This is a genomic window from Desulfurella amilsii, from assembly GCF_002119425.1.
In the GTDB taxonomy this organism is placed as follows: Bacteria; Campylobacterota_A; Desulfurellia; order Desulfurellales; family Desulfurellaceae; genus Desulfurella; species Desulfurella amilsii.
This window is the reverse complement of record NZ_MDSU01000001.1, coordinates 84,649-105,438: the sequence shown is the minus strand read 5'-3', so window position 1 is coordinate 105,438 and position 20,790 is coordinate 84,649. Positions and strand designations below refer to the sequence as shown.

General features: G+C 33.3%; 28 protein-coding genes. 10 read left to right on the top strand and 18 right to left on the bottom strand.

The features are described 5' to 3' along the window. Nucleotides 1-5: 5 nt before the first annotated feature. The 10 genes from DESAMIL20_RS00580 to DESAMIL20_RS00535 form a co-directional block, all read right to left on the bottom strand. The gene (locus DESAMIL20_RS00580) at nucleotides 6-974 is read right to left on the bottom strand and encodes a beta-ketoacyl-ACP synthase III (protein ID WP_086032937.1); all 969 of its coding nucleotides are present in this window, start codon (nucleotides 972-974) and stop codon (nucleotides 6-8) included. After that, the gene (gene plsX, locus DESAMIL20_RS00575) at nucleotides 964-2,010 is read right to left on the bottom strand and encodes a phosphate acyltransferase PlsX (protein ID WP_086032936.1); all 1,047 of its coding nucleotides are present in this window, start codon (nucleotides 2,008-2,010) and stop codon (nucleotides 964-966) included. Before plsX ends, DESAMIL20_RS00580 begins: the two co-directional genes overlap by 11 nt. Beyond that, on the bottom strand, nucleotides 2,007-2,186 hold the full coding sequence (gene rpmF / locus DESAMIL20_RS00570) for a 50S ribosomal protein L32 (protein ID WP_086032935.1): 180 nt from the start codon (nucleotides 2,184-2,186) through the stop codon (nucleotides 2,007-2,009). The genes plsX and rpmF overlap by 4 nt, the downstream gene beginning before the upstream one ends. Nucleotides 2,187-2,210: 24 nt before the next feature. Beyond that, nucleotides 2,211-2,624 (bottom strand): nucleoside-diphosphate kinase, encoded by a 414-nt coding sequence (gene ndk, locus DESAMIL20_RS00565; protein WP_086033095.1) that lies wholly within the window; start codon nucleotides 2,622-2,624, stop codon nucleotides 2,211-2,213. Beyond that, the gene (locus DESAMIL20_RS00560; protein WP_086032934.1) at nucleotides 2,599-2,898 is read right to left on the bottom strand and encodes an FmdB family zinc ribbon protein; all 300 of its coding nucleotides are present in this window, start codon (nucleotides 2,896-2,898) and stop codon (nucleotides 2,599-2,601) included. Before DESAMIL20_RS00560 ends, ndk begins: the two co-directional genes overlap by 26 nt. Next, a complete protein-coding gene (locus DESAMIL20_RS00555) occupies nucleotides 2,885-3,160 on the bottom strand; it encodes a DUF167 domain-containing protein (RefSeq protein WP_143340208.1) in 276 nt (91 codons plus the stop codon). The genes DESAMIL20_RS00560 and DESAMIL20_RS00555 overlap by 14 nt, the downstream gene beginning before the upstream one ends. 63 nt (nucleotides 3,161-3,223) lie before the next feature. Beyond that, nucleotides 3,224-4,636 (bottom strand): undecaprenyl-phosphate galactose phosphotransferase WbaP, encoded by a 1,413-nt coding sequence (gene wbaP, locus DESAMIL20_RS00550; protein ID WP_086032932.1) that lies wholly within the window; start codon nucleotides 4,634-4,636, stop codon nucleotides 3,224-3,226. Beyond that, the gene (rfbD, locus tag DESAMIL20_RS00545; RefSeq protein ID WP_086032931.1) at nucleotides 4,626-5,471 is read right to left on the bottom strand and encodes a dTDP-4-dehydrorhamnose reductase; all 846 of its coding nucleotides are present in this window, start codon (nucleotides 5,469-5,471) and stop codon (nucleotides 4,626-4,628) included. The genes wbaP and rfbD overlap by 11 nt, the downstream gene beginning before the upstream one ends. After that, nucleotides 5,468-6,016 carry a dTDP-4-dehydrorhamnose 3,5-epimerase gene (gene rfbC / locus DESAMIL20_RS00540; RefSeq protein ID WP_086032930.1) on the bottom strand — a complete coding sequence of 183 codons (549 nt, stop codon included), beginning with the start codon at nucleotides 6,014-6,016 and terminating at the stop codon, nucleotides 5,468-5,470. The genes rfbD and rfbC overlap by 4 nt, the downstream gene beginning before the upstream one ends. Before the next feature lie 14 nt (nucleotides 6,017-6,030). Further along, nucleotides 6,031-6,861 (bottom strand): glycosyltransferase family 2 protein, encoded by an 831-nt coding sequence (locus DESAMIL20_RS00535; RefSeq protein WP_086032929.1) that lies wholly within the window; start codon nucleotides 6,859-6,861, stop codon nucleotides 6,031-6,033. A gap of 132 nt (nucleotides 6,862-6,993) precedes the next feature. On the opposite strand from DESAMIL20_RS00535, the gene DESAMIL20_RS00530 reads away from it, so the two are divergent. Next, a complete protein-coding gene (locus DESAMIL20_RS00530; RefSeq protein WP_086032928.1) occupies nucleotides 6,994-7,179 on the top strand; it encodes a ferredoxin in 186 nt (61 codons plus the stop codon). Between the two features lie 28 nt (nucleotides 7,180-7,207). On the opposite strand, the gene DESAMIL20_RS00525 is transcribed toward DESAMIL20_RS00530, so the two are convergent. Next, nucleotides 7,208-7,828 carry an MBL fold metallo-hydrolase gene (locus DESAMIL20_RS00525; protein ID WP_086032927.1) on the bottom strand — a complete coding sequence of 207 codons (621 nt, stop codon included), beginning with the start codon at nucleotides 7,826-7,828 and terminating at the stop codon, nucleotides 7,208-7,210. Nucleotides 7,829-7,910: 82 nt separating this feature from the next. On the opposite strand from DESAMIL20_RS00525, the gene bioB reads away from it, so the two are divergent. Further along, nucleotides 7,911-8,888 (top strand): biotin synthase BioB, encoded by a 978-nt coding sequence (gene bioB, locus DESAMIL20_RS00520; RefSeq protein WP_086032926.1) that lies wholly within the window; start codon nucleotides 7,911-7,913, stop codon nucleotides 8,886-8,888. Here bioB and DESAMIL20_RS00515 read toward each other — a convergent pair. Then, on the bottom strand, nucleotides 8,848-10,722 hold the full coding sequence (locus tag DESAMIL20_RS00515; RefSeq protein WP_086032925.1) for an ATP-dependent DNA helicase: 1,875 nt from the start codon (nucleotides 10,720-10,722) through the stop codon (nucleotides 8,848-8,850). The two genes, bioB and DESAMIL20_RS00515, sit on opposite strands and share 41 nt — an antisense overlap. Nucleotides 10,723-10,815: 93 nt before the next feature. Here DESAMIL20_RS00515 and DESAMIL20_RS00510 point away from each other — a divergent pair, with 93 nt between their 5' ends. The 4 genes from DESAMIL20_RS00510 (at nucleotide 10,816) to DESAMIL20_RS00495 (ending at nucleotide 13,171) form a co-directional block, all read left to right on the top strand. Next, nucleotides 10,816-11,487: a 2,3-bisphosphoglycerate-dependent phosphoglycerate mutase gene (locus tag DESAMIL20_RS00510; protein WP_086032924.1), complete on the top strand. Its 672-nt coding sequence runs from the start codon at nucleotides 10,816-10,818 to the stop codon at nucleotides 11,485-11,487. Next, the gene (locus tag DESAMIL20_RS00505; protein ID WP_086032923.1) at nucleotides 11,484-11,897 is read left to right on the top strand and encodes an LUD domain-containing protein; all 414 of its coding nucleotides are present in this window, start codon (nucleotides 11,484-11,486) and stop codon (nucleotides 11,895-11,897) included. The genes DESAMIL20_RS00510 and DESAMIL20_RS00505 overlap by 4 nt, the downstream gene beginning before the upstream one ends. Before the next feature lie 474 nt (nucleotides 11,898-12,371). Then, a complete protein-coding gene (locus tag DESAMIL20_RS10840) occupies nucleotides 12,372-12,698 on the top strand; it encodes an RtcB family protein (RefSeq protein WP_086033094.1) in 327 nt (108 codons plus the stop codon). Nucleotides 12,699-12,991: 293 nt separating this feature from the next. Then, on the top strand, nucleotides 12,992-13,171 hold the full coding sequence (locus DESAMIL20_RS00495) for an RtcB family protein (protein WP_086032922.1): 180 nt from the start codon (nucleotides 12,992-12,994) through the stop codon (nucleotides 13,169-13,171). 104 nt (nucleotides 13,172-13,275) lie between these two features. Here the strand turns inward: DESAMIL20_RS00495 and DESAMIL20_RS00490 are convergent, their stop codons facing one another. From DESAMIL20_RS00490 to DESAMIL20_RS00480, 3 genes are all read right to left on the bottom strand, one after another. Further along, nucleotides 13,276-14,538: a hydroxyacid-oxoacid transhydrogenase gene (locus DESAMIL20_RS00490; protein WP_086032921.1), complete on the bottom strand. Its 1,263-nt coding sequence runs from the start codon at nucleotides 14,536-14,538 to the stop codon at nucleotides 13,276-13,278. 9 nt (nucleotides 14,539-14,547) lie between these two features. Then, nucleotides 14,548-15,840, bottom strand: coding sequence for an acetamidase/formamidase family protein (locus tag DESAMIL20_RS00485; RefSeq protein ID WP_086032920.1), 1,293 nt, complete (start codon nucleotides 15,838-15,840; stop codon nucleotides 14,548-14,550). Nucleotides 15,841-16,005: 165 nt separating this feature from the next. Beyond that, on the bottom strand, nucleotides 16,006-16,206 hold the full coding sequence (locus DESAMIL20_RS00480; protein WP_086032919.1) for an MBL fold metallo-hydrolase: 201 nt from the start codon (nucleotides 16,204-16,206) through the stop codon (nucleotides 16,006-16,008). Nucleotides 16,207-16,345: 139 nt separating this feature from the next. Here DESAMIL20_RS00480 and gmhA point away from each other — a divergent pair, with 139 nt between their 5' ends. Genes gmhA through xerA form a run of 3 tightly spaced genes read left to right on the top strand, consistent with a single transcriptional unit; the run spans nucleotide 16,346 to nucleotide 18,190 of the window. Then, a complete protein-coding gene (gene gmhA / locus DESAMIL20_RS00475) occupies nucleotides 16,346-16,906 on the top strand; it encodes a D-sedoheptulose 7-phosphate isomerase (RefSeq protein WP_086032918.1) in 561 nt (186 codons plus the stop codon). After that, nucleotides 16,894-17,379: a D-glycero-beta-D-manno-heptose 1-phosphate adenylyltransferase gene (gene rfaE2, locus DESAMIL20_RS00470; RefSeq protein ID WP_086032917.1), complete on the top strand. Its 486-nt coding sequence runs from the start codon at nucleotides 16,894-16,896 to the stop codon at nucleotides 17,377-17,379. Before gmhA ends, rfaE2 begins: the two co-directional genes overlap by 13 nt. After that, nucleotides 17,363-18,190 carry a site-specific tyrosine recombinase/integron integrase gene (gene xerA / locus DESAMIL20_RS00465; RefSeq protein WP_086032916.1) on the top strand — a complete coding sequence of 276 codons (828 nt, stop codon included), beginning with the start codon at nucleotides 17,363-17,365 and terminating at the stop codon, nucleotides 18,188-18,190. Before rfaE2 ends, xerA begins: the two co-directional genes overlap by 17 nt. 19 nt (nucleotides 18,191-18,209) lie before the next feature. Here xerA and DESAMIL20_RS10555 read toward each other — a convergent pair whose 3' ends face one another. Together DESAMIL20_RS10555 and DESAMIL20_RS10550 are read right to left on the bottom strand one after the other, a co-directional pair. Beyond that, a complete protein-coding gene (locus DESAMIL20_RS10555) occupies nucleotides 18,210-18,386 on the bottom strand; it encodes a hypothetical protein (RefSeq protein ID WP_204218538.1) in 177 nt (58 codons plus the stop codon). A gap of 24 nt (nucleotides 18,387-18,410) precedes the next feature. Then, a complete protein-coding gene (locus tag DESAMIL20_RS10550; protein ID WP_204218537.1) occupies nucleotides 18,411-18,758 on the bottom strand; it encodes a redoxin domain-containing protein in 348 nt (115 codons plus the stop codon). Nucleotides 18,759-18,997: 239 nt separating this feature from the next. Between DESAMIL20_RS10550 and DESAMIL20_RS00455 the strand changes: the two genes are divergently transcribed. Further along, complete coding sequence (locus DESAMIL20_RS00455; protein WP_086032915.1) at nucleotides 18,998-19,642, top strand: CBS and ACT domain-containing protein; 645 nt, start codon at nucleotides 18,998-19,000, stop codon at nucleotides 19,640-19,642. Here DESAMIL20_RS00455 and surE read toward each other — a convergent pair. Beyond that, nucleotides 19,630-20,385 (bottom strand): 5'/3'-nucleotidase SurE, encoded by a 756-nt coding sequence (surE, locus tag DESAMIL20_RS00450; protein WP_158090466.1) that lies wholly within the window; start codon nucleotides 20,383-20,385, stop codon nucleotides 19,630-19,632. The two genes, DESAMIL20_RS00455 and surE, sit on opposite strands and share 13 nt — an antisense overlap. Nucleotides 20,386-20,790 lie beyond the last annotated feature (405 nt).

The window sequence follows — 20,790 nt, the reverse complement described above, 5'->3', positions numbered from 1 at the left end:
TCCTCCTACCAAACAACTACGCAAGCACCCCATGTTAAACTTGCGCCAAAACTATTGAGCAAAATTTTGTCATTCTTTTTAATTTTCCCCTGCGAATAAGCCAAATCAAGAGCAAGAGGTATTGAAGCAGCTGCGGTATTTCCATGAATATCGAGTGCAATTTGCACTTTCTCCATAGGAAAATGTATTCTTTTTGCCACACCTTCTATAATCCTAATATTGGCTTGATGACTCACCATTAAGTCTATATCATTAAAGCTCAAATTACTTCTGTTTAAAGCTTCTTCTGAGACAGCTACGATACTTTGAACGGACATTTTAAATGTTTGATTGCCAAGCATCTTTATATATATATCATGGTTGTCTATTGCTTCTTTTGAACAAGGCGATAAACTGCCACCTGCTGGTATTTGCATAAGATCCGTATAATCACCATCTGAATGCAACACTATATCAAGTATACCACTCTCGTCATTGCTTGGTTGCAACAACACAGCCGCAGCACCATCACCAAAAATTACACATGTGCTTCTATCTGTCCAATCTACAAACTTACTTAATACCTCAGCACCAATGACAAGCACATTCTTTGCAGTATTTGATCGTATATATGAATCGCCTACACTTAGAGCATACAAAAAACCGCTGCAGGCAGCATTTATATCAAAGCAAAAGGCATTTTTAGCCTTAAGTTGTGATTGCACAAATAATGCCGTAGCTGGTAAGATTTTATCTGGTGTCACCGTAGCAACTATTATAGCATCAATCTCTTCTGGATTAATGACACCTTCAATAGCTTTTTTTGCTGCCATATATGCTAAATAACTTGTGGGTTTATCTGATATATGGCGTTCTTTGATACCTGTGCGTTTCACAATCCACTCGTCTGATGTATCAACTATCTTTTCCAAATCGAGATTTCTCATAATCTTTTCTGGCAAATAAGAACCAATTGAAACAATCTTAGATCGCATTCTCCACCTCTTTTCCAATGTATTTTAGCGCAGAACACTTTTCAATCGCCTCTTCAATTTTTAGATTTACATCAAGGCTTGCAAATTTTGCAGCTTTCAAAATAGCGTTTTTTATAGCATATGCTTTGCTCCTGCCATGACTAATTATGCAAGCACCATTTACACCCAAAAGAGGCGCCCCTCCAAATTCTGCGTAATCTGTTTTCTTCTTAAGCATTCTAAATGCAGGTTTAGATAGCAAATAGCCAATTTTATATATCAAGCTTCTAGAAATCTGAGCTTTTAAAAATTCACCTATTATATTGGGCACAGATTCGGATGTTTTTAAAATTATATTACCAACAAAACCATCACATACAGCAACATCCACCTTATCTGAAAATATTTCATTACCTTCAATGTTTCCACAAAAGTTAAGTGTAGAAGGTTTTATTAAGTCATAAGTTTTAAGCACAAGACTATTTCCTTTGCCCGGTTCTGAGCCATTGCTAATTAAACCCACTCTTGGTTTTTGCACACCAAGCATATGCTTAATATAAACAGAACCCATAATACTAAACTCAAGTAAGTGAATTGGTTTGCAATCCACATTTGCTCCAGCATCTAAAAGCAAAACGCTGCTATTTACTGTGGGCAATAGAGCACCTATTGCTGGTCTTGAAATACCTTTAAGTTTACCCAACACCACCATAGCAATAGCCATAACTGCTCCAGAGTTGCCTGCGCTAATAAAAGCATCTGCTTTTTTATTTTTTACAAGCTCCATTCCAATATGCATAGATGAATTTCTTTTCCTGGTAGCTACACTGGGCTTATCAAACATAGTAATTGCATTTGGAGCATCTTCTATAGTAATTTTCTGCGCAGTATTTGAACTAAAATCTTTGGAAATAGTTTCTATATTTTTTTCTATTTCACCTTTTTTACCCACAAGCACTATATCTAAATCAAACTCTTTGGCAGCCAAAAATGCCCCTAAAATAATTTCTTTTGGGGCATTGTCGCCACCAAACGCATCTACCGCTATTGGTTTCATTCTTCAATTTTTAGTATTTCCTTATCGTTGTAATAACCACAAGATGGGCAAATGGCATGAGGCAATTTTACAGCGCCGCATCTTGGACATTTTGACATAGCTGGCATACTGGCTTTTTTATGTGTTGCTCTTTTAGCAGCTCTTGAGTGACAAGATTTTCTTTTTGGTTGAGCCATTTTTAAATCTCCTTTTATGTTAATTTATAGTATTTCTAAAGCACTAAAAAAATAAGGTATTTCAAAATCAGTAGATTCTTTAGAATCAGAACCATGAACAGCATTTTCTTCTATATTTTTTCCATAAAGTACCCTTATTGTACCCGCTTTTGCGCAAGAAGGATCAGTTGCACCCATCAGTTCTCTATAATCTGCAATAGCGTTTTCTTTTTCTAACACCATAACAATAATGCTACCACTTGACATAAATGTGGTTAATGAATCGTAAAACGGCCTGTCTTTATGCACAATATAGAAACCTTCAGCCTGTTTTTTTGTGAGATTAATCTTCTTCATAGCTTTAATCACAAAACCATTTTCCTCAAGCATTGCTATAATTTTACCACTATAGCCAGCTTTTACAGCATCAGGTTTAATGATTGACAACGTCTTTTCCAGCATTTTTTGATTCTCCTTTATTGGCCTCAACTTTAGAATTTGTTGATTCTCCTTTATTAGTCTCAACTTTAGAATTTGTTGGTTTTGAATTATTTTTATAGTCTGTCACATACCATCCTGAGCCTTTTAGCTCAAAAGAGGTATGAGAAATAAGTTTTTTTAGAGAGTTGATTGCACCACATGAAGGGCATGCGCTTGGAGCTTTAGCACCCATTTTTTGCATAAATTCAATCGTTTTACCACAATCAGAACACTTATACTCATAAATTGGCATTTTTAATCACCCTTTCTATTTTTGAATTAAAAACTTTTTCTTCTATATCTAGCTTAAGTGTTTTTATATGCGATTTTTCACCACTTAAAATTTTAATACCAGATTTCCTTATGTTAAAAAAAGAGGACATTAGTATAATTACAGCCTCGTTAGCTCTACCTTCTAGCGCAGGCTTTGAAACTTTAACTTTCAAATACCCTCCTTCAAACCCACAGATCAAATCTTGTTTTGCATTTGCAATTACTTTCAAACGAACTTTCATAAAAAAGCCAAATGACAAACTACCATAATTTTTTTTATCAGTCAATACAATACTTGCACAATTTTAGTAAACACCCTCTTTTTTTAACACAACACCAAAAGTTTTTACTATTATAATAACGTCAAGCCACAATGACCAATTAGTTACATACCAACTATCCATTTTTACACGAAAATCATAAGTAGTATCGTTGCGACCACTTACCTGCCACAGTCCTGTAAGCCCAGGATTTACCATATAGTAAAATTTAGCGTATTCCCTGTAGTACTTTTCTGCTTCTTCTTTTACAACAGGTCTTGGGCCCACAAAAGACATTTCATTTTTAATGATATTTATAATTTGAGGGAGCTCATCTAGAGAGGTTTTTCTCAAAAAATTTCCTACCTTAGTGACACGTGGGTCATTTTTAAGTTTAAAGTACTGATTCCACTCCTTTCTTAGTTCTTCATTACTGTCTAGTAAAATTTTTAAACGTTCTTGTGCATCTTCATACATACTTCTAAATTTATATATTTTAATTGTTTTTCCGTTCTTGCCGATACGCTCATGCTTAAAAAATACAGGTCCTTTTGATGTAATTTTTATAGCAACACTGATGAATATCAATGTCATTAAAAAAAATGGCAGTGCAATCACCACCAAAATCAAATCAAATGCTCTTTTAAGAAATTTATTTATTGGCGATTCAAAATTATTTTTGGTTTGTATAAAAAGTAATTTTTGAGAAAAGTAAAAATTTATTTTTGTATTAAAAATAGACAAACCTTCAAAATCTGGTATTAATATAACATTTTTAAAGATTGTCTGTAGAGTTGTTAAATCTATTTTTATATTGCAGGATGTAATTACAAAAACTGTATCTACATTGTTTAATTTAGATTCTTGAGATAACTCTATAAAAGATCTTATAACTTTCTTGTTATTTAGCGTTTTAAGAGGAGATTTTTGATCAAAAAAAGCTAATGTCTTGTAGCCTAGGTAAAATTGATCATCAAGCGATTTGCTAAAATCTACAGCCTGGCGGCAGATACCACAAATAATAACTTTTCTTTGCCAAAGCTTAAGGATATACAAAAATTTTTTAGAAAGTATGTGTAATAGTGAAAACAACAATAACCCATAAAACCAAAATAAAAATATCAAAAGCCTTGAAAATAACAAGCTAGACTTGGTAATAGACACAAGAGATAGAATAATAATAAAAATTATTGTTAAAGAGTTAAAAATTTTCTTTAAATCTTCCCAAACATCGTCTCGTTTTGTGTAGATACCTTCGTAATAAAATAAAAAAAATACTATAAAAAAAACAAAAAAATACTCGTAATAGTAAGAAAAGTGTTTTTTATACTGCACAATATTAAAAATATTAAAAAAAATTCTTGTTTGATGCGCAAGGTATAGGCTTAACACAAAAGCTATAAAGTCAAAAAAAACAATAATTAAAAATGACATATATTCTTTGGTTTTATTTCTCATAATGATTTTCTAAGAAATCAGCCAATGCGCTTTTCCAATCTCTAATTTCTACATTCAAACTGTTACAAATTAATTTGTTTGTCATAGCACTTAAAAAAGGCCTATTTGCCTTTAAATTAAAAATCAGCCTATCAACTGGGTATACTAACTTATCAATTTTTAATTTAGAAAAAGCAAAGGTTGCCCATTCAAATCTTGAGCAAAAACCGCTATTTACTAGATTGTAAAGACCATTTAAACCCTTATCCAGCGCAAAGCTTGCTAAGTAAGCAATATCATAGGCACTTGTTGGAATAGAAAATTCATTGTATGCCACTTTTAATATTTCGTTTTTTTCACACCAATTAATAAGTTTTGAGATAAAGTTATTCTTTCCTCTACCATAAACCCAGCTTGTGCGAAAAATTAAGTAATCGCAACCAGATTCTATCAATAGGCGCTCACCTAAAAGTTTGGACTTTCCGTATTCATTTAAAGGATTTGTAGTATCATTTTCATTATAAAGTCCGACTTTTGTTCCGTCAAACACATAATCTGTGCTAAAATGTACTAAAAAACTACCAAATTGCTTAGAAAGGAAAGCCATTTGGGCTACCGACAAAGCATTAACTTTGAAACCTTCAGAAAAATTAACCTCACATTCATCTACCAAATTATAAGCAGCCGCATTAATAACAATTTTTGGTTTGTATGTAGCAAAAACATCTTTTAATTGTAAGTAATTGGTTATATCACACTGTTTTTTATTAAAAGCCACAAATGTCTTATTTTGCTTGTTTAACTGTTCTTGAAAAGCTTTTGCTAATTGCCCATCGCAGCCAAAAATTACAATCATCTATAAGCCTCAAAATCTATAAAATTTTTTAAGAGTTTGTCTTTTTTAGAGACAATAGGATCTTTAGTCTGCCAGTCAATATTTAGCGTTTTGTCGCTCCACACTACGCCATCTTCGCAGTTTACACAATACTCATTTGACGCTTTATAGTGAACAATCGCACTATCACTTAACACAACAAAACCATGCAAAAAGCCCTCTGGCACATACAATATATGTTGGTTGACATCATTTAACTTAAAAGAAAGCCATTCGCCGTATGTGTTAGAGTTTGCTCTTACATCAGCTATTACATCCAATATTTCTCCTTTCACACACCTTACTAGTTTTGATTGAGACTTTGGTTTCCTTTGTAAGTGCAAACCCCTCAAAACGCCTTTTTTTGAAAAAGAAAAATTATCCTGATTAAAATCTTCTTTTACTCCTGCTTCTGCAAATAAACTTTTTTTGTATGTTTCTAAAAAAAATCCTCTCTCGTCAAAAAAAACTTTTGGTTTTATCAGTAAAACATTGTCTATTTCGCCCCTTTCGAACTCAAATGGCATAAAAAGCCTCCATTTCAAGCAATTTTATATGCAATAAACTTTAGTGCATCCTTGAGCAAAAATTCTGGCAATAAAATTAAGTTATTTGACTCAAGCGCAAAACTCAATTGATCTGCAATATAGTTCAAACCTTCTTTTGAGGTTTTACCAAAGGCTTGGGTTATCCACTTTTGAGATTTATAAAATCTCCCTACCGCAAGATATCGCTTAAATTCTTCTTTTAATGAGTAGTTGTGTGAATGATAAACACATGCATTACTATCATAGTATACAGCATATCCGGCAAGTAAAACCTTTGCTGCCATATACACATCTTCACCAAAATCTAATCTAGTAAAACCACCCAAGCTTTCAATAATATCTTTTTTATAAGCAGAAAACGAGTTAGAATTAAATGCTAATTTTACACCGTAGGCGCTTTTGTTTGCAAGCGTTTTTTTTATAGAATAGTTTGTGTAATTAAATAGTCTTAAATGTTTTGAAAAAGCTCTAGCGTCCTTATGCGGTAGTTGTCTGCCAAATGCTATTGCCACACCCTCTTGATCTAAGTGTTTTATTAACCTGCCAATTGCACCTTTACACAAAATCGCATCTTGAGTTAAAAATACAACCGTATTAAATTTTGCCAAGCTTAGTGCGTAATTTCTTGTTAAGCCATGGTTAAATTCTTCTTTTTTAATAACATACATCTTATCTGTAAAAGCTTTTGCAATTTTTTGTGTGTTATCACTCGATGAACTATCTATAACAATTATGTCTTTTATGTTTTCTTGCCTTAGTCTTAAAAGCAACGCTGTTATCGTGTTTTGAGCGTTTAATGTTGGGATTACCACAGATACATTCATAGTGTTTCTTATAGCCTATCAGTGGTAATTTTTCAAGTAATTTTAGTATTGTTGTAAATTCAATGTGCAATACATTACACTTGACACAATTCAACTTGTATATTACAATTCTAAAAAAAAATGGAGGTTCGTATGGCAAAAGTTAGCGTAGATCAAGCAACATGCATTGGTTGTGAAGTATGTGTTGATACAGCACCAGATGTGTTTGAAATGGTTGATGGCAAAGCTCAGGTAAAAAACCCAGATGGTGCTTCTATTGATGTAATTAAAGAAGCAGCCGAAGCATGCCCAACTGAATCAATTAAAGTAGAAGAGTAATAAAAAGGGGGATTTTCCCCCCTTTTTTTTATTTTATTATAAATGGATTATTTGCTTTTTCGTGATTTAGTGTGGTTTGAGGGCCGTGGCCTGGGTAAACTGCAATATTCTCATTAAGAACCAATATCTTATTAATAGAAGCCATTAAATCGTCAAGATTACCGGTTGGTAAATCGTATCGCCCAATAGATTCGAAAAACAGTGTATCCCCACTAAACAACACCTTATTTTCTCTATTGTATAAACAAATTGAGCCGATAGTATGTCCTGGCGTTTCAATAATGTTAAATTTAATATCCCCAAACGTTACTTCGTCGCCTTCTTTTAATAAAATATCTGCTTTGGGGGATTTTTTTGCATCAATCATAAACATTAAAGCATCTTTGTAAGCGTTTTGAAGAAATTGGGCATCTTTTCCTCCAATTGCGATAGGTATATTGAACATATTTTTTATATCAAAATTAGCCCCTGTATGATCAAAATGGTAGTGTGTATTTACTATCAATTGAGGTTTTAAATGCTTATTTTCAATAATGCTTATAATTTTTTCAGCATCACCTCCAGGATCAATTATGATAGCTTGCTTGCAATCGTGAACTATATAGCAGTTCGTTTGCAAAACACCTACAACCACTGTTTCAATTTTCATAAATTTTATTGTAGCATATAATCAGTTGAAATTGAAATGTTAATTTTGTATACTTTATTAACTTAACAAGGTGGAGGGATAAATGAAATTAAACGAGCTTTTTAACAAAGCTATTGAAAAAAGAATTGATCAAAGCGATGCAATAGAAATCTTAAAGTTAGCAGATGATGAGTTTTTAGAATTACTGTACTTTTCAAATAAATTAAGAATACACTTCAAAGATAACAATATTAGCCTATGCTCTATCATAAACGCAAAAAGTGGCCGATGCAGTGAAAACTGTGCATTTTGCGCCCAATCGGCTCACTTTGACGCTAATGTGGGTATGTATGATTTTTTGCCACCACGTGTAATCGAGCAAAAAGCTAAAAAAATGACTAACTACCCAATAGAGCGCTTCAGTATTGTAACAAGTGGGCTTAGTCTAAACAACCAAAACGACTTTGAAAACTTAAAAGAATCAATTAACAAAATCTCTAAACTTCCACTAATACCCGGTGTATCAATTGGTTTGCAAACAAAAAAGCAATTGTTAGAATTAAAAGAAGCTGGTTTAAAAGAGTTTCACCACAATCTTGAAACCTCAAGGGAATTTTTTACAAAAATCTGCACCACACACAAGTACGAGGAAGATATAGAAACAATCAGGCTTGCTAAAGAATTAGGTTTTTATGTATGCTCAGGGGGTATATTTGGTATAGGAGAATCTATTGAAGATAGGGTTAGCCTTGCATTTGAACTAAAAAGCTTGAATGTCGATTCCATACCACTTAATTTCTTAATACCAATCAAAGGCACACCGCTTGAAAACAAAGAGGCATTAAAACCAATGGAGGCATTAAAAATCATTGCTATGTTTAGGTTTGCAATGCCCGAAAAAGATATAAGAATATGCGGTGGCAGAGAGGTTGTCTTAAAACAACTTCATCCGCTTGTATTTTTTGCTGGTGCAAACGGTATTATGGTTAGTGATTATTTGACTCAAAAGGGAAGAAAAATTGAAGATGATGTAGAGATAATCAATGATCTTGGTTTAAAGATAAATCCTCAACGCTTTTAGTTTCTATAATCACTTCTGGTAATGAGTTTAAAAAAATCTTACCATAGGGTTTTGTTAATACCCTGTTGTCTGCAATAACAATAAAACCTGTATCGTTTTTTGTTCTAATAAGCCTGCCAAAACCTTGTTTAAATTTTAATATTGCTTTTTGCAAAGAATAATTTATAAAGGCATTTTGGCCTTTTTTTTCTAAATTTGTATATTTTGCTTTTTCTATGGGATGAGTTGGCACTTCAAAAGGTAATTTTGTCATTATTACACATGAAAGATTGTCACCTTTAATATCAATGCCTTCCCAAAAACTATTTACACCAAAAAGAATCGTTTTGCTCTTAAAAAAAACTTTTTGCATATTGTAGTTATCGATGAGCCCTTGCTTTAACACGGTGTATCCTAGTTTTTTCAAAGCATCATTTGTTTTACTATAAGCTTTATTTAGAGTTTTATAGGATGTAAAAAGCACCAAAGTACCTTTGTTAATTTGCGAAGCCACTGTTAAAATCAATGTAGATATATCATCTATATAGCCATCATTTTGAGGATTGCAGATATTGTTTACGATAATTAGTTTTGCTTGAGATTTGTAGTCAAACTCTGTTTTAAATGTTTTTTCAAATGCTTTTTCTATTCCTAAAATGCCTTTTATAAAACTAAAATCGCTATTAATTGATAGCGTTGCTGACGTAAAAATAACACTATCCACTTTTGGATAAAGATTTTTCTTCAATAAATCTGCAAAATTTAGATTTGTAATATTAAACAAAACAATATCCTTAAATTTATCCAGCCAATAAACAGCTTCATTGTAGTTTTGGCTTAAAAACGACTCCATTATTTTTAAATTTATACTAAGTTTGTCAACAAGAGCTTTAAAATCAATGCCTAGCTCTACATCTATTTTGTCTTTGTAATTGACAAGATCAAAAACAAGCTGTTTTTGCAAATCTGAAATCCTAAACAAAAAATCTTTTGCATATCTTTCATCATATGTAGTACTGTAATCAACAATATTTGCTAGCTTAATCAATTCCTCTTTTAGTTTATCCATCGTCTGCATAGCTTTGTTTATTAACTCAAACAATCTTAACTTGCCAATAATGCTGGAAAAATTTCTAATCAAATTGAGTTGATCATAAAAATTAAATGATAAAGTTGCAAAACTCGTTAGATTTTTTTCAATATTATGTGCCTCATCAAAAATCAACGCATCAATCGCATCAAATACCTCCCCAATTTCGAATAAATCGCTAAAAACAAGATGGTGATTTGTAACAATAATATCTGCGTCTTTTAGCCTTGACCTTGCATTAAAGAAAAAACAATTTCTATACTGCGGGCAAAAACGCCCCATGCAAGAATCTTTCTCGGATTTAATTTGCTCAAATATACCTTCTTGCCAGAAATCAAACTCGTCTTTCGTGCCATGTTTTAAGTTTGCCAAAAAGGCTTTTGGATCTTCTATATTGCTAAAAATACTTGATGCGTATGCATAAAATTTCCTTTTGCAAGCGTAGTTTTGCCTTCCAAGTGCAATATCAAAAGCTACATCCTTAAAAATCTCTTTAATTACAGGTATATCCTTTAAGATGAGCTGCTTTTGAAGATTAATCGTGCTAGTTGCTATTACTATTTTTTTCTTAAAATTCTTTACAAACAAACTAGAAGCAATAAGATAAGAAAAGCTTTTTCCAATGCCTGTTGGCGCTTCAATTAAGCCTATTTGGCCATTTATCATCAAATTATATATGTCTTTTGACATTTCAATCTGTGATTGTCTTTTTTCATAGTTTTCTACTTTTAAACTTAAACCTTCAAAAATCTCATCTATGCCCATAAAGTTAATCTAGATTAAAATAATTTTTATGTCAATAGCGGTGCTTGAAAGTAAACAAAAAAGTAGTAATATTGTAAAAAAAGGAGGACTATTATGTCAAAGTTGATTTTAGTAAGACATGGCCAATCAATCTGGAATGATAGAAATTTATTCACAGGGTGGGTTGACATACCACTTAGTCAAAAAGGAATTTTTGAAGCACTAAATGCTGGAGAAAAACTTTCAAAATTTAATATTGATATAGTTTATACTTCAAAATTGGCAAGAGCTATCCAAACAGCTCTTATAATTTTATCTAAAGTTGAGACACAAAAAACACCGCTTATTATCCACTTCAATGGAAAAATGAAAAAATGGTCAAATTATGCAAGCAATATAGAGCCCATACCAATAATCCGAAAAAAAGCGTTGAATGAGCGCTACTATGGCACGCTCCAGGGTTTAAATAAAAAAGAAGTGGGGTTAAAATATGGTGAACAACAACTCAAACTTTGGCGCAGGAGCTTTGATGTGGAACCTCCTGGCGGCGAATCGCTAAAAGATAATTTAGAGCGCACTTTGCCTTTTTTTAAAAAAAAGATTATTCCAGATTTGGATGATAATAAAAATGTCCTTATCGTAGCACATGGCAATAGTTTAAGGGCTATAACAAAATACATAGAAAACTTAGACGAACAACAAATAATAAAAGTTGAAATCCCTACAGGAACACCTATTGTGTATAATTATGAAAATAAAATTTTTAAGGATAAGGTTATATTATGATTGAAAAATTAAAGGAATCAGCTAAAATCAACAAAATTGATATAGTAGAAACCGAAAGTATTGATTTTCTTGAAAAACACAACCTTGATGTAACCAAAGAATACGACTGTAAAAATGATGTTGGTTTTGTTAAAGCTTTATGCGTTAGTGCCAACAGTGCCCAAACAATAATCGATATTGACAAAAAAGAAAAATTAGACAAAATTATGAAGACGCAAGATCTTTATATAGTTTTTCACGCATCAGACATAAAAGAGAATCTAATAGACGCCTACAAGTTTGCAAAACAAAAAAAAGAAAGCGCTTATTATATCTTTGTTTCTCAAGAAAGCAAAACCGCAGATATTGAAAAAACTCTTGTAAGCGGTGTGCAAGGACCAAAAAGAGTAGTTTTTGTATGCGTAAAATAATTGACTGTTCAAGCGATGTAGCTTTGTATATTAAATCAAAAAGTACTGAGTCACTAAGAAAGAAAGCAGTTTATGGTATGTTTGATTTATCTTGTTGATAAAAACAAAAACCATAAAAAACATTAAGCTACCGTATAGATAGCAATATCAAAAACGGTATTGTGGATGCTTTAAATTTTTTTTTAAAAACATTCTACATTGAAAAACTCATACCTCATAGAATTTATGTAGAAAAATAAACGGTGGTGTTCTTAATGTCAAAGCTTTCATGAGTACGTTTAGTTACAATCTAAAAAATTACAAGATGACAATGAGCTGAAAACAAGCATTTTTCAATTGCTCAAATGCTAGGCATAAAAAAAGTAATACTAAATGGTTTTCCAATTGGAAGTGTTACTGCTTTTGATTGCTAAGAAGGCGTAATTTAGCCAGTCGGCGTGAGGTACAATATGAACTGCGGGGTGTGGTGGGGCAATTAGCATAAATGCAGATGTAGATGAAATTCAAAGGCATGCCGAAACAATTCTTTATGCGCTTTACTCGCAAATACCAAAAAGTGCGGTTAGTGATAAAGCAGTTTACTATTTAAATGAGAAGAAACCCAGGCAAGTAACGTTTGAGGGCGCACAATTTGCAATAAAAAACGACTTTGTAGAAAAAAGTAACCTTCAGGCAATAGAAGACAACGGCTGTATTGAAATTGCTAGGAATTGCCTAATAAGCGATGTAGTAGAGTGTGGTAAAACAGAACCAGGATCTTTTGACAGTGGAAATCATTTTTTTGAAATTGATAAAGTTTAAAAAATTTTTGATGAGCAAACTGCCGCCACTTTTGGTACCTTACATAATCATCCTGTATTATTTCTTCATGCAGGCTCAATAGGGCTATTGCTATTGATTATCTTAAGTTATTTAAAGACAAGCGCTGCGCACAAAAAATTATCATTCTCAAACAAAGAACTTGTTAGTCTATTCTTTTTGGACTAACCAGCCCTAAACTACTATCAAGCGGCAAATTACGCGCTTACAAACAGACAAATTTTGGGTTTTAGGGCATTGGAAATAATATTTGACTACAGCACAAAACCTATAAATTGCACATTCTGGTTGCTAAAAACTCAGATCAAACACTAAACAGCATTTGTCACGGTGTAGGTAGAGTACTAGGAAGAAGGCAAGCTATAAAAACTTTAAAAAACCAAGACTTAATTGCCCAATTAAAACAAAAAGATATATTGAAGCAACACCATTTGCTTACAAAGATATTGATATAGCTATAGATATTGTTAAAAAGCAAACCTTGCTAAAAAAGTAGCAAAACTCAAAACCTTTGCTGGTAATAAAAAGCTAACTACCTCTCTTTTTGTTAAATCTCTATTTACCAATTCTTTAAGCTTTTTCTGTAAATTTCCCTTATGTTTTCGATCTTTACAGGTCTTGGACTGCACACAAGCAGTCTTTGCACTTCCATGGCTGCTTGGGATAATTCTTCTATACCTTTTTCGCTAAAGCCCACAGCTTCTATGCCAGAGGGGAAATCTATATCTTTCATTAGCTCCACAACGGCTTGTTTTGCCAAATAAGCACCTTCTATATCAGACAAACCATCTGTGTTTTTGCCCATTAGCTTTGCAATTTTTTTTAGCTTGGCAGCACTTGTTGGTATGATAAACTCTAGCGCTGCAGGGGCCGTAACACACACGGATATGCCGTGGGGCAACTCATGATTTCTGCCAGCTAGAGGATAAGCCAAAGAGTGCGGTATATGCACACCTGCATTACCAAATGCACCACCCAAATGAGCAGCCAAGAGCATATTGGTCCTTGCTTCTAGATCATAGGGGTTATGGCAAGCTCTCCTTAGGTACTTTCCAACAAGCTCAATGCTTTTTTCTACAAACAAATCCGATACTGGGTTTGCACCAATATAGACTGGCCTTTTATCGGGCGAGTCTGGTCTTTTTCTTGCATAAAACGGCAGACTTGTATAGGCTTCTATAGAGTGCAGCAGTGCATCCATGCCGGTAGAAGCAGTGTAATAACTAGATAGTGTTACAGTTAAAACAGGGTCAAGTAAAGCAAGGCTTGGCAGCAAGTATTGATGGGATATACCTACCTTTAACTTTTCTTTTTCTAGATCCACTATAGCAACAGGCGTATTTTCACTGCCTGTGCCTGCTGTCGTAGGGATAGCAATAAGAGGTTTTAGTGGTCCTGGTATGGTTTTTCCAAGTCCTGTTGGTGGCGCCACATAGTCTTTAAAGTCTTGCGTTGGGTAGGTAGTGTATAGATTAAGCATTTTGGCTGTATCTATAGATGAGCCACCGCCTACACCAATAAAACCATCGTAAGTACTGCCTTTAATTGATTCTAAGCCTTTCATAAAAGCAGTATCTATAGGCTCAACAGGCGAGGAGTCAAACACATCAAAGCCTACGCCCGATTTTTCCAGACTGTCTTTTATTGTAGACAGTATATCTGTGTTTTTGCTTATATTTTTATCCGTTACGATAAGAACTTTTTTTGCACCCATCCTTTTTGTCTCATAGCCCACTTCACTTGCAACGCCTTCACCAAATTTTACCTGAACGTTTCTAACCGTAAAGACTGTATCGTTTGGAGAAACATACTTAAGCGACATATTAGCCTCCTAGTTTTTGTATTTTTTAGCAACAATATTATATAAGCCTGCATTTTTTAACAAATCAATGGGCACCAAAAAGGTGGCTGTAACTGTACCTGGTAGCCTTCCTATTTCAATTGCTCCAGTAATTGTGGCTCTATTTTTAACTTCTGGTATGGATATCTTTAATACTTTAGAAGCTCTCTCTAAAGCATTATCAACTGCTTCATTGATATTTGCACCGCTGCCTACAAATGCTACCGGTAGGGATTCTTCAAGCTCTCCAATCCCCCAAACAGAAGCTAAATTTTTTACCGATTCCTTTTCTTCACATGAGAAAGGCTTAGCCAGATACGGTAGATCTTCAACGTTTGGTAAAATAATGGGACCTTCAATTGATACGTTTTTCAAAACCTCTACTTGCAAAACCGTAATACCAGAAACATCTGTCGTATGCCCTGCTATTTCTCCTTCACCTTGCATGGCATGCATATCGCCTAAATATATGCCAGCCCCTTCAACTTTAACCGGCGCAATAACAACTGCATGCTCTCTAACCTTGTTTATATCCATGTGCCCATCTGTGCGCATAGCAAGCTGGTCTTTTTTGATTGCATACTCATGAGGTGCGTCAATCAAAAATTGTCCAAAATCACCAGCATTATGTGAATCTGGCATTTTAATAGAAGGTGTAGCGCCTAGCTGACCTAGAAATGGTCTTAAGCGAGCACTAAGGCCTACAATGTCTGCTTGGGCAAATACAACAATAGGGTTTTGTATTGAACTATCCGGCGTTTGCATGTAGTATTTTGCATCTTTTGCAGCAATTTCTGCAGCTTGCTTGTTAAGCGTAACACCTACCGTGTAATTTTCATCAAAGGCTATTGTGTATCCATTTGTGAAATCAAAAGGGACAATGCTTTCACCGCAAACTTTACACTTTATAGCATCTTTTCCTATACCGTCTATTATAGTTTCTGGATAAAGTGTAGAACATTTTGGGCACTTGGCTGCAACAAAAGGGTCACCCAGAAACCTTCCTTCAATAACTTTTTCATTGCCCGAAGAAGTTAGAATTGAAGTAACTTTTATTGAATGAATTTTTATAACTACACTATCACCTACTTTTGCACCTTCTACGTAAACAGGCTTTGTTACCTCATGCCCTCCACGAATTGCCGGTGTTATCATGGGTCCCCAGCACCCTGGTGCCGTATTTGCGATAATATATCCGCCATTTTCTACAGGCCCAAGCATTTGGCTGTCCGGGTCTAAAATCCCATTTGTGAGCTCACTTACATAAACTACTTTAGATGCCATATTGCCTCCTTTTATTCATAGTACTCTGGAGCTAATTTTATAGTCTTGAAAAATTCTGGATCATCTCCAAACCAAATTTCGGCGTTTTTTTCGCCTTTGATAACTCACCCAGTGATTGTACACAAGTAGGCTGCATCTGCAAAGTTAAGGGGGCAAAACCATAAATTAATTACACCATGTGCCTTTTGGGTCTTTTATACACCCTGGCGATATACCTGTGTCAATGAGAATCTTGGTTCCATCTACATCAACTAAAAAATAAGGCACAGGAATATCAAATGGTTCGCCAACGCCTGTGTTGAATAAAAACTTTTCTTTAGTAGATTTTAAAATGCCACTGCTAAATACGTATAACTTAGTGCTCATAAAAAACCTCCAGAAGATTTTGTGTTTAAAAAATAACCCAATATTAATTAATTTCAAGTAAAGGGAGATTTTTTGTAACTTTTTTAAAATTATTGACCTTTTAATACTTTTGGATATGATATAAAAAAAAGGAGTAGCTATGGACTTTAAAGAGCTCTGCGAACAAACCGCACAAAAATTTTTTGATTTACAAAGCAAAGAAGAAGAAATTAGAAAAATTGCAACAGTAATATTCAATACACTGAAAAACGGCAACAAGCTATTAATTTTGGGAAACGGTGGTTCTGCTGCAGATGCTCAACATATGGCAGCAGAGCTTGTAGGGCGCTTTTTGAAAGAAAGAAAAGCTTTAAGTGCAATTGCACTAACGACAGATACTTCTATACTTACAAGCATATCTAACGACTACAGCTTTGATGTGATATTTGAGCGCCAAATAGAAGCGCTTGGTAAAAACAAAGATGTAGTTTTTGGTATATCAACTAGCGGCAACTCAGAAAATGTGTATCTGGGTTTAAAAAAAGCTGGACAACTAGGATTAACAACAATAGGCCTTTTAGGCAAAAACGGGGGAAAAATTAAAGATATTGCAGAAATTAGTTTAATAGTTGATTCCGATTATACACCTACAATACAAGAATTGCATATTTTTATTATTCATAATATTTGCAAAATAATAGAGGACTTATGGACAAAATAAAAGTATTTTCACAAATCAAAGAAATAGCGGATTCTCTAAAAGCTCAAAACAAAAAAATAGTTTTTACAAACGGCTGTTTTGATATAATTCACGCAGGCCATGTTGATTACTTAAAAAAAGCTAGACAGTTAGGCGATGCATTAATTGTGGGACTAAACTCTGATAATTCAGTAAAGTCCATTAAAGGCGAAAAAAGGCCAATAAATAATCAAAATGATAGGGCATCTGTTTTAAGTGCATTTTATTTTGTTGACTATATAGTTATTTTTGAGCAAAATACGCCCTATGAACTAATAGAATTAATTAAACCAGATATCTTGGTAAAAGGCTCAGACTGGCAAAATAAAAGCATAGTGGGTGCAGATATCGTAAAAAAGGCTGGCGGCAAGGTAGCACTAATCGATTATTTAAAGGGAAAATCCACAACTAACATTATAAAAAAAATCCTGAAAACCCATGGATGTATTGAATAGTTTTTTAGATTATTTGCAAAACACTTATCAATCAAAGCAAACTATAAAATCATACTTTTTGGATGTATCGCAATTTATTGAGTATAAAAAAACATATGAAGTTAACGAGCAAGATATTAACGCCTACATTTTATTTTTAAGCAAAAGCAAAAAAAGCCCTTCAACTATAAAACGCAAGCTTTCAGCATTGAGTGTATTTTATGATTACTTAAAAAAAAGTGGCGTATACAATTTTAACTTCGATTCCATTGTAAGGCCAAAATCATCCAAACCTTTGCCAAAATTTTTAGACATAGATGAAACAATCACTCTTATAGAAAATATTCAATCTTTACGAGATAAGTCAATTATTTTTTTATTATATGCAAGTGCACTAAGGGTCTCCGAACTGGTAAATTTAAACATAGAAGATATAAATTTTTCAAACAATACAATTTTTATTACAAGGAAAGGTAACAAACAAATGAGTGTGCCAACAAGCCCAAAAGCCCTAAAAACCCTAAAGGACTATCTAGGAGATAGAAAAAATGGGCCTGTTTTCTTAAATAAATACAATAAACGACTAACTAGCCGATCGATAGAAAATATAGTAAAAAAATACGCTAAAAATTCACTTCTAAAAGATATCTCGCCGCACACTCTAAGGCATTCCCGTGCTACGCACCTTTTAAATAATGGAATGGATTTAAGGATCCTGCAGCGCTTTTTGGGCCATTCGTCTATACTTGCAACACAGGTATATACGCACCTATCGCTGCAGGATTTAGTCAAAGCCTACGATGCATTTCACCCTTTAAGCAAAAAGGATTGAAGTAATTGAAAATTATTTTTTAAAGCACAAATACCAACCAACCTATGTATTGATAGCTTTCGTTCAGTCTCTGCTTTGCGCCATCAACAGTTAACGGTGCTCTAATAATAACTTTTTCTTCGTCAAATTCCCAGGTTTGCTTTGAATTAACCCAATTTGCAAGCGTTGCCACTTTATCGGAATCCGTTTTTTGCAATGCCTCTAAAAGCCTGATAATTTCTTAGATGTTTCTTCTGTTTGTTAAAGGATTAGTAAAGAATTGCCCTGATAATCTCATTTGGATCAATAAAAAAACACTGATCTTACCGTTTTTGGATCCGCTTGCTTTTGGGTGCAGTATACCATAAAGTGAGGCTACTTTACCCATAGGATCACCTATAACCGCAAATTGTATTTTCTTATTAGCTTTTTCTTCGATGTTCATAATCCATGAAATGTGAGAATAAATAGAAAGGCCTAATATTTCGCAGTTTCTTTTTTGAAACTCAAAGTATTCTTTATTAAATGCAATAAATTCTGTAGTACAAACCGATGTATAATCAGCTGAGTGTAAGAAAATACAACCCATTTGCCTTTAAAATCGTCTAAAAAATTGATAGGACCTTTTGCAGTTTGTGCTTGAAATTCGGGCGCTATTTCACCAATTAATAGCTATCTAGCCTCATCTATAAAATACCTACTTAAAATTATTATTTTTTATAATCTTATCTATATATCTCATATATTTATATGTAAAGTTAAAATTAACCCAATACTTGATATTTTTAGAAATTAAGCTATCTTAGTAGAAAGAAAGGAGGAAATGTAATGCTGGTAAGAGATTTTATGACAAAAAATGTAATAACCGCACAGGTAGAGGAAAAGGTTAGTAATGCTATTACGAAAATGAAAGAAAACAACATTAAACATTTACCCATTATTGATAAAGATAAGATTTTTGGCATTATTTCTATAAAAGAAATAGAAGAATATTCACCATCAAAAGCAACATCGTTAGATATTTTTGAATTACATTATTTATTATCTAAAATAACTCTAAAGGAAATTGCAAGGCGTGATGTTATAACAATAACGCCAGACATTCCGATTGAAGAAGCTGGTGCTATAATGTATAAAAATAGGATTGGTTCTTTACCCGTTTTGGAAAACGACAAATTGGTAGGCATAATCTCGGATAGAGATATTTTTAAACTCCTGATCTCTATAACAGCGGCTCAATCAAAAGGCGTAAGGATATATACACAAATCTCAGATGCTGCGGGTACCATTGCAGAGATTGTAAATATTATAAGCAAGTTTGATACAAAAGTGCACGCTATTTTTACATGTTACGAAAAAGCACCAGCAGGAAAAAGAAACGTCGTAATAAGAACAACAGACATAGCAAATATAAATGGCTTGGAAAAAGAATTAAAAGAAAAATATGACTCTGTTTTGATTCAAAAATTTTGATTAGTTGATGTGAGTTTTTCTAGCAAGGTATAGTCGGTTAAATCTGCTTTTATTGGCGTAACAGATACGTAATTATTTTCAAGTGCCCAAAAATCAGTGTTTTTCGAATCGTTTGTTTTAATTAAGTGGCCGCCTATCCAGAAATATGAATTTCTCCTTGGATCCTGACGCTTTATTATGTTTTCTTGATATATACGCGATCCTTGCCTTGTAAACACTATGCCTTTAATTTGCTCAATTTGTTTATTTGGCACATTAACATTTAAAATTGTACTATCTGGTAAATTTAGAGTATTTATTAATCCTATAATTTTTCCGGTATAAAAAAAAGCGCTTTCAAAGTGTTTTTGCTCCTCATCGATACACGCAAGACTGACAGCAAAGGATTTTATACCAAGCAATCTTGCCTCAAAAGCAGCTGCAACAGTGCCAGAATATATTACATCTTCACCTAAGTTAGCACCGTCATTTACACCTGATATAACTAAATCTGGTAAATTATCTTTATACAAATACCTAATTGCCATTAAAACACTATCTGCTGGTGTGCCATCAATAGCATAGGTATTTTCTTCTATTTTTCTAAGCCTTAAGGGCCTATGCAGTGTAAGAGAGTGGCTTGAGCTGCTTCTATTCCTATCAGTCGTTACTACAAATACTTCGTTATTTTTTAGTAGATATTCTCTTAAATCTCTTATACCTTCAGAAAAAAAACCGTCATCGTTCGTAAGCAAAATTCTCATTAAAACCTCAGATATTTTATAAAGGCAATTTGATGTATTGTCAAGTTTTTCTATTAACAGCATAGGATGCGATATACTACGTGTAAGCGGCAGTACGCATAAAGATTACGTTAAGCAAGCATGCCTTAGACACACAAGCAAACTATCTTTGATTTATGCCAAAATTAAACGCAATGCTTCACTGTATCACTGGTTACTGCTGTATATTCAAAAAAAGCATTCACACAAAAAAAACAAAATACTTTATCATGCCTTCTTTACTTATAAAAATACAGCTTATGCACTCATATAATGTTGATGAATCAAAAAGTTATTGTTTAATACAATAAAATAGACCTAAATCGCTTCAATATCGAAAATAAAAATAAAGATTTTTTGAACTTATTAAACTTACCTGACAATAAA

Bases quoted from the DNA above. Each gene is read 5' to 3' on its own strand.
- DESAMIL20_RS00480 (WP_086032919.1), bottom strand. From the start codon at position 16,206: ATGAGCACTAAGTTATACGTATTTAGCAGTGGCATTTTAAAATCTACT.
- wbaP (WP_086032932.1), bottom strand. From the start codon at position 4,636: ATGAGAAATAAAACCAAAGAATATATGTCATTTTTAATTATTGTTTTT.
- xerA (WP_086032916.1), top strand. From the start codon at position 17,363: ATGGATGTATTGAATAGTTTTTTAGATTATTTGCAAAACACTTATCAA.
- DESAMIL20_RS00485 (WP_086032920.1), bottom strand. From the start codon at position 15,840: ATGGCATCTAAAGTAGTTTATGTAAGTGAGCTCACAAATGGGATTTTA.
- DESAMIL20_RS00515 (WP_086032925.1), bottom strand. From the start codon at position 10,722: ATGGGCATAGATGAGATTTTTGAAGGTTTAAGTTTAAAAGTAGAAAAC.
- gmhA (WP_086032918.1), top strand. From the start codon at position 16,346: ATGGACTTTAAAGAGCTCTGCGAACAAACCGCACAAAAATTTTTTGAT.
- DESAMIL20_RS10550 (WP_204218537.1), bottom strand. From the start codon at position 18,758: ATGGGTTGTATTTTCTTACACTCAGCTGATTATACATCGGTTTGTACT.
- DESAMIL20_RS00455 (WP_086032915.1), top strand. From the start codon at position 18,998: ATGCTGGTAAGAGATTTTATGACAAAAAATGTAATAACCGCACAGGTA.
- DESAMIL20_RS00490 (WP_086032921.1), bottom strand. From the start codon at position 14,538: ATGTCGCTTAAGTATGTTTCTCCAAACGATACAGTCTTTACGGTTAGA.
- rfaE2 (WP_086032917.1), top strand. From the start codon at position 16,894: ATGGACAAAATAAAAGTATTTTCACAAATCAAAGAAATAGCGGATTCT.
- DESAMIL20_RS00530 (WP_086032928.1), top strand. From the start codon at position 6,994: ATGGCAAAAGTTAGCGTAGATCAAGCAACATGCATTGGTTGTGAAGTA.
- DESAMIL20_RS00505 (WP_086032923.1), top strand. From the start codon at position 11,484: ATGATTGAAAAATTAAAGGAATCAGCTAAAATCAACAAAATTGATATA.
- DESAMIL20_RS00510 (WP_086032924.1), top strand. From the start codon at position 10,816: ATGTCAAAGTTGATTTTAGTAAGACATGGCCAATCAATCTGGAATGAT.
- DESAMIL20_RS00555 (WP_143340208.1), bottom strand. From the start codon at position 3,160: ATGAAAGTTCGTTTGAAAGTAATTGCAAATGCAAAACAAGATTTGATC.
- rfbD (WP_086032931.1), bottom strand. From the start codon at position 5,471: ATGATTGTAATTTTTGGCTGCGATGGGCAATTAGCAAAAGCTTTTCAA.
- plsX (WP_086032936.1), bottom strand. From the start codon at position 2,010: ATGAAACCAATAGCGGTAGATGCGTTTGGTGGCGACAATGCCCCAAAA.
- surE (WP_158090466.1), bottom strand. From the start codon at position 20,385: ATGAGAATTTTGCTTACGAACGATGACGGTTTTTTTTCTGAAGGTATA.
- bioB (WP_086032926.1), top strand. From the start codon at position 7,911: ATGAAATTAAACGAGCTTTTTAACAAAGCTATTGAAAAAAGAATTGAT.
- DESAMIL20_RS00535 (WP_086032929.1), bottom strand. From the start codon at position 6,861: ATGAATGTATCTGTGGTAATCCCAACATTAAACGCTCAAAACACGATA.
- rpmF (WP_086032935.1), bottom strand. From the start codon at position 2,186: ATGGCTCAACCAAAAAGAAAATCTTGTCACTCAAGAGCTGCTAAAAGA.
- DESAMIL20_RS00525 (WP_086032927.1), bottom strand. From the start codon at position 7,828: ATGAAAATTGAAACAGTGGTTGTAGGTGTTTTGCAAACGAACTGCTAT.
- rfbC (WP_086032930.1), bottom strand. From the start codon at position 6,016: ATGCCATTTGAGTTCGAAAGGGGCGAAATAGACAATGTTTTACTGATA.
- DESAMIL20_RS00560 (WP_086032934.1), bottom strand. From the start codon at position 2,898: ATGCCAATTTATGAGTATAAGTGTTCTGATTGTGGTAAAACGATTGAA.
- DESAMIL20_RS00580 (WP_086032937.1), bottom strand. From the start codon at position 974: ATGCGATCTAAGATTGTTTCAATTGGTTCTTATTTGCCAGAAAAGATT.